11 protein-coding genes, 1 tRNA gene and 1 pseudogene are annotated in these 14,307 nt (G+C 36.1%); 5 read left to right on the top strand and 8 right to left on the bottom strand.

What is annotated here, in order from left to right; translation table 11 throughout:
• Positions 1-42: 42 nt before the first annotated feature.
• Positions 43-621 (bottom strand): PhnA domain-containing protein, encoded by a 579-nt coding sequence (locus tag GN105_RS09555; RefSeq protein ID WP_155285175.1) that lies wholly within the window; start codon positions 619-621, stop codon positions 43-45.
• An 86-nt stretch (positions 622-707) separates the two neighbouring features.
• On the opposite strand from GN105_RS09555, the gene GN105_RS09560 reads away from it, so the two are divergent.
• The gene (locus tag GN105_RS09560) at positions 708-1,310 is read left to right on the top strand and encodes an SCO family protein (protein WP_155285176.1); all 603 of its coding nucleotides are present in this window, start codon (positions 708-710) and stop codon (positions 1,308-1,310) included.
• 20 nt (positions 1,311-1,330) lie between these two features.
• Here GN105_RS09560 and GN105_RS09565 read toward each other — a convergent pair whose 3' ends face one another.
• Positions 1,331-2,794 carry an oligosaccharide flippase family protein gene (locus GN105_RS09565; protein ID WP_155285177.1) on the bottom strand — a complete coding sequence of 488 codons (1,464 nt, stop codon included), beginning with the start codon at positions 2,792-2,794 and terminating at the stop codon, positions 1,331-1,333.
• Between the two features lie 99 nt (positions 2,795-2,893).
• Between GN105_RS09565 and GN105_RS09570 the strand changes: the two genes are divergently transcribed.
• Both GN105_RS09570 and obgE read left to right on the top strand, forming a co-directional pair.
• The gene (locus GN105_RS09570) at positions 2,894-4,012 is read left to right on the top strand and encodes an adenylate kinase (RefSeq protein ID WP_155285178.1); all 1,119 of its coding nucleotides are present in this window, start codon (positions 2,894-2,896) and stop codon (positions 4,010-4,012) included.
• Between the two features lie 91 nt (positions 4,013-4,103).
• The gene (obgE, locus tag GN105_RS09575) at positions 4,104-5,105 is read left to right on the top strand and encodes a GTPase ObgE (RefSeq protein WP_155285179.1); all 1,002 of its coding nucleotides are present in this window, start codon (positions 4,104-4,106) and stop codon (positions 5,103-5,105) included.
• Positions 5,106-5,169: 64 nt separating this feature from the next.
• On the opposite strand, the gene GN105_RS09580 is transcribed toward obgE, so the two are convergent.
• From GN105_RS09580 to hflX, 5 genes are all read right to left on the bottom strand, one after another.
• Positions 5,170-6,498 (bottom strand): sugar MFS transporter, encoded by a 1,329-nt coding sequence (locus GN105_RS09580; RefSeq protein WP_155285180.1) that lies wholly within the window; start codon positions 6,496-6,498, stop codon positions 5,170-5,172.
• A gap of 174 nt (positions 6,499-6,672) precedes the next feature.
• Positions 6,673-7,422, bottom strand: a complete 750-nt coding sequence (gene rnc / locus GN105_RS09585; protein ID WP_155285181.1) for a ribonuclease III — start codon at positions 7,420-7,422, stop codon at positions 6,673-6,675.
• A 10-nt stretch (positions 7,423-7,432) separates the two neighbouring features.
• Entirely contained in the window at positions 7,433-8,680 is a 1,248-nt protein-coding gene (fabF, locus tag GN105_RS09590) for a beta-ketoacyl-ACP synthase II (protein ID WP_155285182.1), read from the bottom strand.
• A gap of 118 nt (positions 8,681-8,798) precedes the next feature.
• Positions 8,799-9,035 (bottom strand): acyl carrier protein, encoded by a 237-nt coding sequence (locus GN105_RS09595; RefSeq protein ID WP_018279821.1) that lies wholly within the window; start codon positions 9,033-9,035, stop codon positions 8,799-8,801.
• 203 nt (positions 9,036-9,238) lie between these two features.
• Positions 9,239-10,465 (bottom strand): GTPase HflX, encoded by a 1,227-nt coding sequence (gene hflX, locus GN105_RS09600; protein ID WP_155285183.1) that lies wholly within the window; start codon positions 10,463-10,465, stop codon positions 9,239-9,241.
• 302 nt (positions 10,466-10,767) lie between these two features.
• Between hflX and GN105_RS09605 the strand changes: the two genes are divergently transcribed.
• Positions 10,768-10,841: transfer RNA gene (locus tag GN105_RS09605), tRNA-Asp, on the top strand.
• Between the two features lie 197 nt (positions 10,842-11,038).
• Here GN105_RS09605 and GN105_RS13125 read toward each other — a convergent pair.
• Positions 11,039-11,245, bottom strand: a pseudogene (locus tag GN105_RS13125) (hypothetical protein); the annotation flags it as partial.
• Positions 11,246-11,526: 281 nt separating this feature from the next.
• On the opposite strand from GN105_RS13125, the gene GN105_RS09610 reads away from it, so the two are divergent.
• Positions 11,527-14,178: a glycoside hydrolase family 2 TIM barrel-domain containing protein gene (locus GN105_RS09610; protein ID WP_227977397.1), complete on the top strand. Its 2,652-nt coding sequence runs from the start codon at positions 11,527-11,529 to the stop codon at positions 14,176-14,178.
• Positions 14,179-14,307: the final 129 nt, after the last annotated feature.

Below are 14,307 nucleotides of genomic sequence, written 5' to 3' on the forward strand. Positions count from 1 at the left end.
ATGATTTTACTCGTGCGACCTGTTTTTCTTTAATGAAGGATTTTAAACTTTCTTAACGTATTGTGTTACAATCACGATTTGTTGCCCATCAACTTTTCCTTCAATATATTGTGCATTTTCACGGTCTAATGAAATTTTCCGAACTACAGTTCCTTGCTTGGCAACCATACTTGACCCTTTTACTTTTAAATCTTTTATCAAAACGACATTATCACCAGCTTGCAGAATGGTTCCGTTGCTGTCACGGTGAATAATTTTTTCACTTTCATCTAAGTGGTCATCTGAAGCTTTCGCAAAAGCGAGTTCCTCATCGTCTAAGTACATCATATTGAGCAAATCTAGCGACCAACCTTCGCCTTTCAGTTTGTTTAGCATTCGCCACGCAACTGCTTTTACGGCTCGGTGTTCACTCCACATACTGTCGTTCAAACATCGCCAATGATTGCTGTCAAGCTCTGCATTGCCTTCAATCTGTGAAATGCACGTTTGACAAGCCAACAGGCTTCCGTCTAATCCGCCTGTACTTGTGGGAGGTACTTCATAAATTTCTAAATTGTTTGTTGCTCCGCATAATTCGCAGGTATTCCCGCTACGTTTTTTTAATTCTTGAAGTAAATTCATCTGAAAATTTTATTAACTTTGCAAAGTTACATTTTTCTGAAAAAAATGACAAAAAACGATTTTAAATAAATTTGAATTACACGATTATGACAAAAAAAAATCATTTTCTTTGTGCTTTATGCTTTTTGCTACTTTCAATAAGTTGTTCTGATTCTAAATTAGTTACCATTGGGAAGGCTCCAAAATTTTCTTTTACGAATCAGAATAATCAAACGATTTCCAATAAAGATTATGAAGGAAAAGTTTACGTTGTGGATTTTTTCTTCACTACTTGCCCAACTATCTGTCCAATAATGACTTCAAGTATGGTAAAAGTACAGAATGCTCTTGAGGGGAAAAACGTCGGTTTTGCATCGTTTTCAATCAATCCTGAAAATGACACGCCCGAAGTTCTGAAAGAATACGCCAAACAACACGGAATCACAAGTCCGCATTGGCATTTGCTTACGGGCGATGAAAAAGCGATTTATGATTTGGCAAATAACGGCTTTAATCTTCACGCACAAAATAACGCCAAAGGATTGGACGGATTTGAACACTCGGGGCTTTTTGCATTGGTTGACCAAAAAGGAAATATCGTTTCACGCAAAGACGCCGATGGAAATCCGTTGATTTACTATAATGGGTTGGAAGGCAGAGAAATTGAAATGTTGATAGAGGACATCAAGCTACTTATTGGCACGCCTTAATCTTGATTATCATTTCCTCATTATCTTTTTGTTAAAATAGATTTTAAGCGTTTTTTTATTACAGTTTCTTTCTGAAAAACGATAAAGATATACAATAATAACAGAAAAATTCCGATATACATATTCCTGTCAAAGACATAAAATGAAAGAAACGATGCTAAGATGCTGAATCCTAAATAAAAACTGATTTTTTTTACATTGTACGGAATGGGATATTTTCGCTGTCCTATGAAGTATGAAGTCAGCATCATTACTAAATAAGTAGCCAAAGTAGCCAACGCAGAACCTTTGTAACTCAATATTGGAATCAACAGAAAGTTCAATGACACCGTGATGAACATTCCGAATATGGAAATATACGCTCCCACGTGGGTTCTGTCGGTTACTTTATACCAAACCGAAAGGCTGTGATATACGCCCAAGCAAAGATTTGCAAGCAAAATAATAGGAACAATCCAGAGAGCTTCCCAATATGCCGAGTTGTTTATCAGGATAAGTTTGAAAAAATCGGTAAAAACGGTGATAAAAAGCAGAATAAATGCCCCGAATATGGTGAAATATTCTGTTATCAAAGCGTATGTTTGTGGTGCATTTTCGCTTTGGGCATTACTAAAAAAGAAAGGCTCAACGCCTAATTTGTATGCCGTTACGAACAGTGTCATAAAAACGCCCATTTTGTAACACGCTGAATAAATCCCGATGGTAGCATCGGCGGTTTCAAAAGGCAGTAACATACGCAAAAACACTCTGTCAAAGCCTTCGTTTACGGCAAAAGCAATTCCGGCAATTAATATCGGAAACGCATAACGAAGCATCTGTTTCCAAAGTGCAAACGAAAAACCAAACCGAATCTGAAAGTAAATTGGCAGCAATACTATAAAGGTAAGCAAACTTGCTATGGTATTGGCAATGAAGATATAATATACTTGGTTTTCAATCTGTAAGAAACTCCAGAAAGGATTTTCATTTAGTTTGGGCAAACCCAGAAAGAAAAACAAATTCAGCAATAAATTTACCGTAACATTCCCTATTTTTATCACGGCGTATGTGAGTGATTTTCCAGCATTTCGGAGTTGTGCAAACGGAATTACCACCAAAGCGTCCAAAAACAAAATTAGAATACAAAATCCAATCAGATTTACATCATATTCTAACCACTCAGCGATTGAATGTCGTAGAGGGAATGCGATAAGAAAAAATAATAACGAGCTGAAAAATAATGAAGTAAGAGCTGTGGATTGTACTTTATTTTTGTTCTCTTCTTTTTTGTTCAGAAAGCGGAAAAAAGCCGTCTCCATTCCGTAGGAAAGCAACACGTTCCCTAAAATAAGATACACAAACAAACCCGAATACACCCCGAAATCGGTAGTTGATTTCAATTGATTTACATACAAAGGTGTCAGAATCAATGATATAACACGAGGCAAAATCGTTGCTAATCCGTATATGAGTGTGTGTTTGAATAATTTTTGAAGTTTGCTCATTTTTTCAGAATATAATGCACTGCAAAACTACAAAAATAGGATAAAAAACATCTTGCTTCTTGGCAAAAAAAATGTACCTTTGCATTTTATTTATTTTCTATGGAAATCATAAAAATACACGACAAATCATTCGAGCCTTACATTGAAGCTGAACAAATTCAGCAAATTATTCAGCGAATGGCTTCGGAAGTGGCTAAAGATATGGAAGATACGTGTCCGTTATTTGTTTCTGTACTCAACGGAGCTTTTATGTTTGCTTCTGATTTTGTGAGGCAATACAAAGCGGATTGCGAAATTACTTTCGTGAAGTTGGCTTCTTACCAAGGAATGCAATCTACTGAAAAAGTAGTGGAACTTATTGGGTTAGACATTTCTGTGGAAGGACGTGACGTAGTGGTATTGGAAGACATTATCGATACAGGTAATACTTTGGAGGAAATATATCGTATTTTCCGAGACAAAAAAGCCAAATCGTTACGTGTTGCAACACTCTTTTTCAAACCCGATGCATATAAAAAAGATTTAAAAATAGATTACGTCGGGCTACCCATTCCAAATCGGTTTATTGTAGGTTATGGGCTTGATTATGACGAATTAGGACGAAATCTACCACAAGTATATCAATTAAACACTTCAATAACGATGACAAACTTAGTTTTATTTGGCAAACCAGGAGCCGGAAAAGGTACACAAGCCGCATTTCTGAAAGACAAATACAATTTAGTACATATTTCAACGGGAGATTTATTCCGATTCAATATTAAAAACGAAACCAAATTGGGAAAATTGGCTCAATCGTATATGGATAAAGGTGATTTGGTTCCTGATGAAGTAACTATACAAATGTTACAGCAGGAAATCGAAAACAATCCAAAAGCGGAAGGTTTTCTTTTTGACGGTTTCCCCAGAACCATTGCTCAAGCTGAAGCATTAGATGCGTTTTTAGCGTCAAAAGGGATGAAAATAGACGGAACATTAGCTCTGGAAGCCGATGACGAAGCTCTAATACAACGCCTTTTGGAAAGAGGAAAAGTAAGCGGACGTACTGATGACCAAGATGAAAATAAAATCAGAAACCGATTTGTAGAATACAACGAAAAAACTGCTCCGCTTATTGAGTTTTACAAAAAACAAGATAAATATCACAGCATTAATGGCATCGGAACAATTGAAGAAATTACCACACGACTTTCGAACGCCATTGACGGACTAAAATAAAAATTGAAAATATTAGGACAAGCCCCAAACCTTTGGAAAAACAATCTTATTTTCAAATGTTTGGGATTGTTCGTTTTTTATAAATCACATTATGACTGAAGGAAATTTCACGGATTATGTAAAAGTATTTGTCGCCTCGGGAAATGGCGGAAAGGGTTCTATGCACTTGCATCGGGAGAAGTTCGTTGCCAAAGGCGGACCTGATGGCGGAGATGGCGGAAGAGGCGGACACATCATCATCCGTGGAAATAAAAATCTTTGGACGCTTATTCACTTCAAATTCCAGAAACATTTCAGGGCAGGACACGGTGAGGGTGGCGGAGCGAATCGCAGTACGGGAGCCGATGGTAAAGATGTTTATTTGGAAGTTCCTTTAGGGACAATCGTGAAAAATGCCCTAACGGATGAAGTTTTGTTCGAAATTACGGAAGATAAACAAGAAATTATCGCCTTGCGTGGAGGAAAAGGAGGTTTGGGTAATTGGCATTTCAGAAGTGCTACCAACCAAACTCCAAGATACGCTCAACCGGGCATTCCTGGTGAAGAAATGGAACTTTTGTTGGAATTAAAGGTTCTTGCTGATGTAGGTTTTGTTGGTTTTCCAAATGCAGGAAAATCGACTTTATTATCAGTGATTACTTCTGCTAAGCCAAAAATTGGAGATTATCCCTTTACAACATTGAAGCCTAATTTGGGGATTGTAGAACATCGTGATTTTCAATCTTTTGTGGTGGCAGATATTCCTGGTATTATTGAAGGAGCTGCTGAAGGGAAAGGATTAGGACATTATTTCTTGCGGCATATCGAACGAAATTCAACACTACTTTTCCTAATCCCTGCCGATAGTAAAGATATTGTGGAAGAGTATCACATCTTACTGAATGAATTAAAAGAATATAATCCTGAACTGCTTGATAAAGACAGACTTATAGCTATCTCAAAGTCAGATATGCTTGATGATGAACTCACCGCCGATATTGAAAAAGAAATAAAACCTGCGTTAAAAGGAATTCCTTTTTTGTTTATTTCATCTGTTTCGGGTAAAGGTATTCAACAGTTAAAAGATACTCTCTGGAAAATGATTAATAAATAAAAGCATAAAAAATAAATCCCGTTTTAAGCGGGATTTATTTTTTGGTAAATGTATATTTTCAATTCTAAACTTTCATAAATCGTTTGTAATATCCGAAGAAAAGGATGAAACTATAACAAACAACCAATGCCAAGAAAGCCATTTTAAACCCAATATTATCCGTTAAAAATCCGAAAAGTGGCGGAATGATAGCCCCTCCTACAATCATCGTACATAGAATACCTGATGCTTGAGGTCTCAACTCTCCCAACCCTTCTGAGGCCAATGTGAAAATAGTTGGGAACATAATTGAGTTAAATAATCCTACTGATAAAATGCTCCACATTGAGAGTAACCCATCTGTATTTATTGATATCAATATCAAAGATATAGCAATCACTGAGAAGAAAATAAGCACCTTAGCCGGAGCGATAATTTTTGTGAGAAATGCTCCTACAAAACGTCCTATCATTGCTCCTGCCCAATAAAATGTAACAAAAATACCTACCACAGCTTTAGGGTCGTTACTTGTGAGGTCTTGCTCACCAAAAACTTTTCCTAAACTTACAATTATAGAACGCATTGCTTGATTCTCAAGGACTTCCTTCGCAATATTAATTTCAACAAAATAGTTAACCAAATAACTTCCTATTGCTACTTCAGCTCCCACATACAAGAATATGGCAACAGCTCCTAACATCAATCCTTGTTTTTTAAACAAAGAAAAATACCCTTTGGTAGAACCTGTGCTACTGCTTTCGTCAATGATTTTTGGTAATTTTACAAAGGCAAAAATCAATGCCATTATAATGATGAAAACAGCAATACTTATGAAAGGAGTTTGTACTGCTGAGGCTTCCGATACAAAATAGGCTTCTTGCTCTGCTGGGCTTAATGCTTTTATCTCATCGGCTCCTTTAACTCTGTCGCTAAGAATAAAAATTGCACCAACAATGGGAGCAATCGTAGTTCCTAAAGAATTGAAAGCCTGTGATAAATTCAATCTACTTGAAGCCCCCGACTCCTCTCCCAAAACAGATACATACGGATTAGCAGCTACTTGTAAGAAAGTAATCCCACTAGCCAATACAAATACTGCCAACATAAAAACTACCATCATACGCTGTGAGGCTGCCGGATAAAATAAAAAACAACCTACCGCCATTGTCAATAATCCTAAAATAATTCCTCTTTGGTAACCAATTCTTGATAAAATAAATCCTGCCGGAATAGAAAACAAGAAATATGCAGTGAAGAACGCAAACTGAATCATTCCCGCTTGAAAATAATTCAATGTAAAAACATCTCTAAGACGCGGAATGAGAGAATCTATCAATACGGTAACAAATCCCCAAAGAAAAAACAATGCAGTAACAAATATAAATGCTTTTTTGTAACTTTTTTGTGTATTCATTATGTTATGATCGTTAAAATTGCGAAAGCAAAGTTAGCAATTTTAACCCATAAATTAATTATTCTTTAACATTTTATTTTGTTATAATTATAACGAAAAGAAAGCGAAACATTTTAAAGGCAAAATTATTTCATCTTTTTCTCTCTTGAAAATTATAAAAAATAAAATTAGGTACTATGATTTTAACGAATAATTTTTTCCTTGAATTTTGTAACACGCACGTTTTGAAGCGTTTTCTTCGGCTTTCTTTTTAGATGTCGCTCTGGCTTTTGTTACAGAAAAACCCTCTACATACACCTTAGCTACAAAATAACGAATGTCCGACCTGTCTTCTGTATCTTCTTCAGTTTCAAAAGTAAAACTTCGTTTGTGTTTTTGACACCACTCAATAAGAAGGCTTTTATGACTGATAATCTTTTCCTCTAAATTTTTTAAGTTAATATAAGGATTTATTAACTTTTTCTCGATGAATTTAGAACATTCCGTATAGCCTTTATCCAAATAAATTGCACCTATAAGAGCTTCAAATAAATTTCCGGTAATATTATTTCCTAACTGCTTAGGGGTGAGTTTAGTTCGAAGAAAATCCAATAAACCCAACTCTTCACCTAACTGATTAAGGTTACGCCTCTCCACAATTTTGGAACGCATTTTTGTAAGATATCCCTCGTCCTCATCCGGAGCACTTCTAAAAATGTAATCAGCAATAACCGCTCCCAGAATAGCATCTCCCAAAAATTCCAATCGTTCGTAACTTTTGCGTGTACTTTTCTTATATTGGTATGAAGGATGTGTAAAAGCTTCACTATAAATGGATAAACTTTTGGGTGAGTATCCTAAAAGAGCTTTCATTTTGGAATAAAAAATCCCGTCTTTTTTCTTGTTAAAACGGGTTAAATTGAATATTTTTTTTAAGTTAAACACAAATCAAAGTTTATATCTTTTTGAATAACAAACATGCATTGTGTCCTCCAAAACCAAATGTGTTACTCATCGCAACTTTCACATCGCGTTTTTGAGCTTTGTTAAAAGTGAAATTCAATTTTGGATCAATTTTCTCATCGGGTGTTTCAAAATTAATCGTTGGAGGAATCATTCCATACTTTACAGAAAGGATTGAAGCTACTGCCTCAACAGCTCCTGCTGCACCCAACAAGTGCCCAGTCATTGATTTTGTAGAATTCAGGTTGATATTGTATGCGTGTTGCCCAAATACATCCAATACAGCTTTTGATTCGGCAATATCACCCAAAGGAGTAGAGGTTCCGTGTAAATTGATAGTGTCAACTTCTTCTGGTTGCACTCCCGAATCTCTTAAGCAGTTAAGCATCACATTTTTAGCTCCCAATCCCTCAGGATGTGGTGCCGTCATATGATGGGCGTCTGCCGAAAGTCCTCCACCAGCTAATTCACAATAAATGGTAGCTCCGCGTGCGATTGCGTGTTCGTATTCTTCCAAAACTATTGCAGCTGCTCCTTCTCCAAGTACGAATCCGTCACGATTTGCGTCAAACGGTCGAGAGGCTTTCGCTGGTTCATCGTTTCGTGTGGAAAGTGCGTGAAGAGCGTTGAAACCTCCCATTCCTGCGATGGTTACTGCTGCTTCCGAACCTCCTGAAATAATGATATCTGCGTGCCCTAAACGGATGTAATTCAAGGCATCAATCATTGCATTAGCTGCTGATGCACAAGCAGATACGGTCGTGAAATTTGGTCCTCTGTATCCGTGACGTATGGAAATCATCCCTGAGGCAATATCTGCAATCATTTTAGGAATGAAAAAAGGATTGAAACGAGGCGTTCCGTCACCTTTTGTGAAGTTGGTAACTTCTTCCTGAAAAGTTTCCAATCCTCCAATTCCTGAACCCCAAATAACACCAACTCGGTCTTTATCAATGGTTTCAGAATTAATTTTAGCATCTTTGATAGCCTCATCTGAAGCTACAAGAGCATATTGTGCAAATTTGTCTAATTTTCTGGCTTCTTTTCTGTCCAAAAAATCTTCCACTTTAAAGTTTTTTACCTCGCAAGCGAATTTTGTTTTGAATTTTGAAGCATCAAAATGTGTTATGGCGGCTGCTCCACTTGTACCTGCAATCAAATTTTCCCAATATTCCTGAACGTTGTTTCCAATTGGGGTTAAAGCACCTAAGCCTGTTACTACAACACGTCTGTTTTTCATAGAATTAAACAAATTTATAAATTAATTTAATAAAAAAACAGTAAGCTATAAGCTATAACTCTAAAAAATTACAGTTCAAGGCTTACAGCTCACTGTTCATAGCTCACAACTTAAAAAATTATTGTTTAGCCTCCTCAATATATTTGATTGCTTGACCAACAGTTGAAATGTTTTCTGCTTGGTCATCAGGGATTTGAATATCAAATTCTTTTTCAAACTCCATAATCAATTCCACTGTGTCTAATGAATCAGCTCCTAAGTCGTTTGTGAAGCTTGCGTCTGCAACTACTTCATTTTCATCTACACCTAACTTATCAACAATAATAGCTTTAACTCTTGATGCAATGTCTGACATAATTTTCTTTTTTTAATTATAAATACTGGGGGCAAAAATAATAAACTTTTTTCTAAAAAGCCACTTTTATCAAAAAATATGCTGTTTTTTTAACGTTAAAGTTGGTAACAGTTTTAAATACAGTAGTTTATCAAATGGTTAAAACTTACCAAGCTAAGTACATAAGTTTGTTTAAATACCTAAATAATTGTAAATTGTGCGCGTTATAAATCCTGATTTGTGTCGTCTTCTATAAACTCTGGATATAAGAAATTATTGTACGGAAAACGTGTGATGTGTATTTCTCGTACTTTGGCATATACTTTTTCGCGGAATTCTTCCAAATTATCTTTATTCAATGCCGAAATAAAAAGCACATCGTTGCCTACTTTGTTCATCCAAGTTTGTTTCCATTGCTCCAATGAAAAATGTTTGGAGGTGGGCTCGGTAATGAGGTCGTCTTCTGCTATGGTTTGATGTTTGTAAGCATCTATTTTGTTGAAAACCATAATTGTAGGCTTGTCAGCACTTTTAATTTCTGCGAGAATTTGATTTACCGAATGGATGTGTTCTTCAAAATTCGGATGTGAAATGTCCACAATATGAAGCAGTAAATCCGCCTCACGAACCTCGTCTAACGTACTTTTAAACGACTCAATAAGTTGCGTGGGTAATTTTCGGATAAATCCTACAGTATCAGATAGTAAAAACGGAAGATTCCCGATAACCACTTTCCGTACAGTAGTATCCAAAGTGGCAAAAAGTTTATTTTCGGCAAATACCTCACTTTTGCTAATGACATTCATTAATGTGGATTTTCCAACGTTGGTATATCCGATAAGTGCCACACGCACCATTGCCCCGCGATTTCCGCGTTGTACAGCCATTTGGCGGTCAATGGTGGCGAGTTTTTTCTTCAAAAGGGCGATGCGGTCGCGTACGATACGGCGGTCGGTTTCGATTTCGGTTTCTCCGGGGCCACGCATACCAATTCCTCCACGCTGACGTTCAAGGTGCGTCCAAAGTCCGGTTAATCGAGGTAAAAGATATTGATATTGAGCTAATTCTACTTGAGTTCGGGAATAACTGGTTTGTGCTCGTTGTGCAAAGATATCCAAAATAAGTCCGGTTCGATCGAGGATTTTCGCCTTCAAAATACGTTCGATGTTTTTCTGTTGTGCGGGCGAAAGTTCGTCGTCAAAAATAACGGTTCCGACTTCATTTTCTTCCACAAACTGTTGTACTTCCTCCATTTTTCCTGTTCCTATAAAGGTTTTCGGATTCGGAACATCTAACTTTTGAGTGAATCGTTTTAAAACTTCTCCGCCTGCCGTGTAGGTAAGAAATTCCAATTCATCTAAGTATTCTTTTGATTTTTCTTCGTCTTGCAATTGGTTGATGATGCCCACCAACACTACTTTTTCGTAATTTAGATTTATCTGTTCGAGCATAGTATGCTTAATTCTTTTGTTTGCAAAAGTAACAAAATAATTTTTTAATCTAAGGAAAAATGTATCCTCAACCAATAAAAACTACTTAATTTAATAGGTGCAAAAATTCTTTTTTGTCTTCTCTTCAGATGTCAAGTAGAAAAAATGCATTTCATTGTTTAAATTCCAATTTCTGATTTTCAGATGGTTAATAAATAAAATGAAAAAAAAGTCATTTTTTTTACGAAAAAATTTGCAGAAATAAAATTTTGTACTACCTTTGCAACCGCAATGATGAAATGAGATATTCATTAATGTAAATTGGTCTGGTAGTTCAGTTGGTTAGAATACATGCCTGTCACGCATGGGGTCGCGGGTTCGAGTCCCGTCCAGACCGCGATAAAATTTAGTTGTGTTGTTTTGTGTAAATACTTTTACACGGGTTTATAGTAAACCAATGGAAGGCTTTCCTTTTAAGGAAGGCTTTTTTTTGTACTTCTTTGTTGCTTTTTAAAGTTCGTTTCTTTTTTCCGATTTACATTCTCTTTTGTTGTTATTAGTTTGCATTTAAGGTGATTATGCTTTTAGATGTTTTTTGTCAAGTTTAATTATATCTTCTAAAGTGTAGCGTTTATCACGATTTCTCATCGCTTTTCTCAGTTTGTGAATCATTTCCCAAGCCGTTCATAATCCTTCAGTCCTAATTGTGTTTGAATTTGACCCTGCCGAATCTCTTCGTTGGAATTCCTTAGCCGAAAATCCCTTTTTGGTGTGGCTTATCAAGAACATTTTTTGCAGATAATACTAATTTTATCACATTGAGTTTTAGAGTTATTGTGACGATATTCTTCTGTAACGAAATGTGTTTTTGAAACTGAAAAATATATTATTCTTTGATTATCAGTTAAGTACGTAGAATTATTTTTACTTACAGATATGTAAAAAATTTATTTTATCGATTTTTATGGACATAAAATTGATTTTTGGTAGATTAATAAAAGAGTAACACAATTCCTCTTTTTCGTAACATTTGATATAAGTTTATTGCATATGTTGAAGTAATTTAGCCAAAAAATAAATCTATGAAAAAATATGTCTGTATGGTGGTGATTTTGCTTTGTAGTAATTTCACGTTAAATGCCCAAGTTCGCCCTAACGGACGCTCAAAGATTGGTTTCAATTCCGGATGGTTGTTTCAAAAAGATAGTGTTGGAGATGCAATCTTTCCTGATGATAAAAGTCTTGGTTGGCAGGCGGTACAGTTACCTCACACGTGGAACGATAAAGATGTACTTGCTGATGGTAAGAGGGGATATTACAGAGGTGTTGGTTGGTATAAAAAGAAATTTCAATTGACTCCAGAGGTTGGGAAGCGGTATTTTTTGCAGTTTGAGGGAGCCAATCAAGTTACAGAAGTTTTCGTAAATGGGAAATTTGTCGGGAAACATATCGGAGGATACACTTCTTTTAATATTGAGCTGACTTCTTTCTTGAACTTATTGGGGGAGCAGTATGTTTCGGTAAAGGTTGATAACAGTTTTAATGAGTATATTCCTCCCTTGTCAGCAGATTTTACATTTTTTGGAGGGATTTATCGCCCTGTCCACCTAATTACCACGGGAGATAAACACTTTAGTATGTCTGATTACGGAGGATCAGGTATTTATATTTCAACACCCAAAGTTTCTGAGAAAAAAGCTGAGGTTGTGGTTGAGTATCATTTGCAAAACAAGAGCAATCGTAAAGTAAAATTATTATTAGAAACTCTTATTAAAAAGAATGTAGAATCTGTTTTGGCAGAAAAAAGAAGCAATGTAACTCTTGAAGCTGCCTCAGATATGACATTTAAAGTAACATTTAAAGAGATTGAGAATTTTGAACTGTGGAGTACTGAAAATCCTGTGGTTTATCATTTAGAAAGTAGCTTGCAGGAAAAGGGAAAAATTCTTGATAACTTGACACAGCCCTTAGGTTTCAGGTGGTTCCATTTTGATGCGAATGAAGGTTTTTTTCTTAACGGAAAGAGTGTAAAATTAATGGGAGCCAACCGGCATCAGGATAGAATCCCGTATGGCAATGCCCTGAGTGATGATATGCATCGGCAAGATATGCAATTATTAAAGAATATGGGAGCCAATTTTTTGAGAAATGCACATTATCCGCAAGCAACTGAAATTCTTGATAATGCTGACCAATTGGGGTTTGTTGTGTGGGAGGAAATTCCGCTGGTAAACGAAATAACAATAGGTAAGAAGCACGTCCAAAATGCTGAAAATATGCTTAAAGAGATGATTAAGCAGCATTATAATCATCCGTCAATATTTATATGGGCGTATATGAACGAGATTTATTGGGCACATCGTTTTAAACCAGAGCAGGAGCTTCCTGCCCGTAACAAAGCCACCCTTGAGCTTGCACAGCATTTGGAAAATCTGACCAGAGAAGCAGATCCTTATCGTTATACAGCAATTGCGATGCACAATTATCCGCTTTATAATGAATCAGGAATTGGAGATATCCCAATGATTGCAGGTTGGAACTTGTATCACGGCTGGTATTATGACACCTATGAAGATTTTGGCAAGTATATGGATGAACAACATAAAAAATATCCTAAAAGAATTCATTTTGTAAGTGAATATGGAGCAGGCTCAGATGTGCGTCTTTATTCCGAAAAACCTGAAAAATTTGATTTCACTATGGAGGAGCAAGTTCGTTTCACACAGTCTTTAACTTCTCAAATCCTTGAACGTCCCTACATTTCAGGAGGAGCTCTTTGGAATTTGATAGATTTTAGTTCGGAACGCCGTGTAGATGCCACTTCACATATGAACAATAAAGGTTTGGTAACACACAATCGCAAGCCAAAAGATGCCTATTATCTGATGCAGGCATTATTGATGAAAGAGCCTGTAACAAGGTTTGGTTATCCTTTTCGTAAGACTTGGACACACGTGGCTACATTACCCTCCGATACACTTATTCCTGTTCATTTGTATGCTTTTTCAAATCACGAAAAACTTTCTCTTTTTGTAAATAACCAATTCCACAAAACAAGTCAAATTAAAGATGGAGTAGCTACGTGGCAGCTATTGCTTCCGGAAGGCAAATACGAATTGTCTTTGCAAGAGAATGGGAAAAGGATACAAAACAAAATGGTTCAAACAAAATTAATTCCGTATCGCTTTAAGTTCAGTGAAGAGGTGGACATTGCAATGAACTTGGGAGCCAATTATGCTTTTATTGATTCACGAACAGAACGATATTGGCTTCCTGAGAAGGAATACACCGAAGGAAGTTTTGGATTTATCGGAGGTACACAACTCTATATCGGGGGTAAAATAGGAACTAAAGAAGACATTCTTGCAGTTGATGAGGAAGATCCTTTATATCAGGCTATCCGCACCAACATATCAGAATTTAAGGCAGATGTACCAAAGGGAACATATGAAGTCGAAATTTTGATGGTTGAATACGTGCCCAAGTCCCGACGTTTTGCCGATGAAGATAAAGAAATAATCTATCAACCCGATAAACGCATATTCAATATTATTGCCAATGAGAGTTTAATTGAGGAAAGATTAGATTTGGGAGCGATTTACGGATTGAATGTTCCTTATAGGCTTACATTCAAAGTTAAAGTTTTGGATAATAAAGGATTAAGTGTTAAGTTTCAGCCGATAAAAGGAGAGCCTATCGTTAGCGGAATTCGGATTAGGGGAGTGAAGTATTGATTTTTAGTTTAGAAAATTATAAAAATAAGCATAATGTAACTAAAATTCTGTTTTAAGTAACATAAATCATAGTTCTATTCAAAATGTCGAATTAACTTAGCGGTGACAAAACTCAAGGAGAACAAAAAA

This window comes from Capnocytophaga felis (genome assembly GCF_009684755.1).
GTDB lineage: Bacteria > Bacteroidota > Bacteroidia > Flavobacteriales > Flavobacteriaceae > Capnocytophaga > Capnocytophaga felis.

Excerpts from the sequence above, each read along its gene's own strand:
- hflX (WP_155285183.1), bottom strand. The coding sequence starts at position 10,465 with ATGCTCGAACAGATAAATCTAAATTACGAAAAAGTAGTGTTGGTGGGC.
- GN105_RS09555 (WP_155285175.1), bottom strand. The coding sequence starts at position 621 with ATGAATTTACTTCAAGAATTAAAAAAACGTAGCGGGAATACCTGCGAA.
- GN105_RS09595 (WP_018279821.1), bottom strand. The coding sequence starts at position 9,035 with ATGTCAGACATTGCATCAAGAGTTAAAGCTATTATTGTTGATAAGTTA.
- GN105_RS09570 (WP_155285178.1), top strand. The coding sequence starts at position 2,894 with ATGGAAATCATAAAAATACACGACAAATCATTCGAGCCTTACATTGAA.
- GN105_RS09610 (WP_227977397.1), top strand. The coding sequence starts at position 11,527 with ATGAAAAAATATGTCTGTATGGTGGTGATTTTGCTTTGTAGTAATTTC.
- fabF (WP_155285182.1), bottom strand. The coding sequence starts at position 8,680 with ATGAAAAACAGACGTGTTGTAGTAACAGGCTTAGGTGCTTTAACCCCA.
- obgE (WP_155285179.1), top strand. The coding sequence starts at position 4,104 with ATGACTGAAGGAAATTTCACGGATTATGTAAAAGTATTTGTCGCCTCG.
- GN105_RS09565 (WP_155285177.1), bottom strand. The coding sequence starts at position 2,794 with ATGAGCAAACTTCAAAAATTATTCAAACACACACTCATATACGGATTA.
- GN105_RS09560 (WP_155285176.1), top strand. The coding sequence starts at position 708 with ATGACAAAAAAAAATCATTTTCTTTGTGCTTTATGCTTTTTGCTACTT.
- GN105_RS09580 (WP_155285180.1), bottom strand. The coding sequence starts at position 6,498 with ATGAATACACAAAAAAGTTACAAAAAAGCATTTATATTTGTTACTGCA.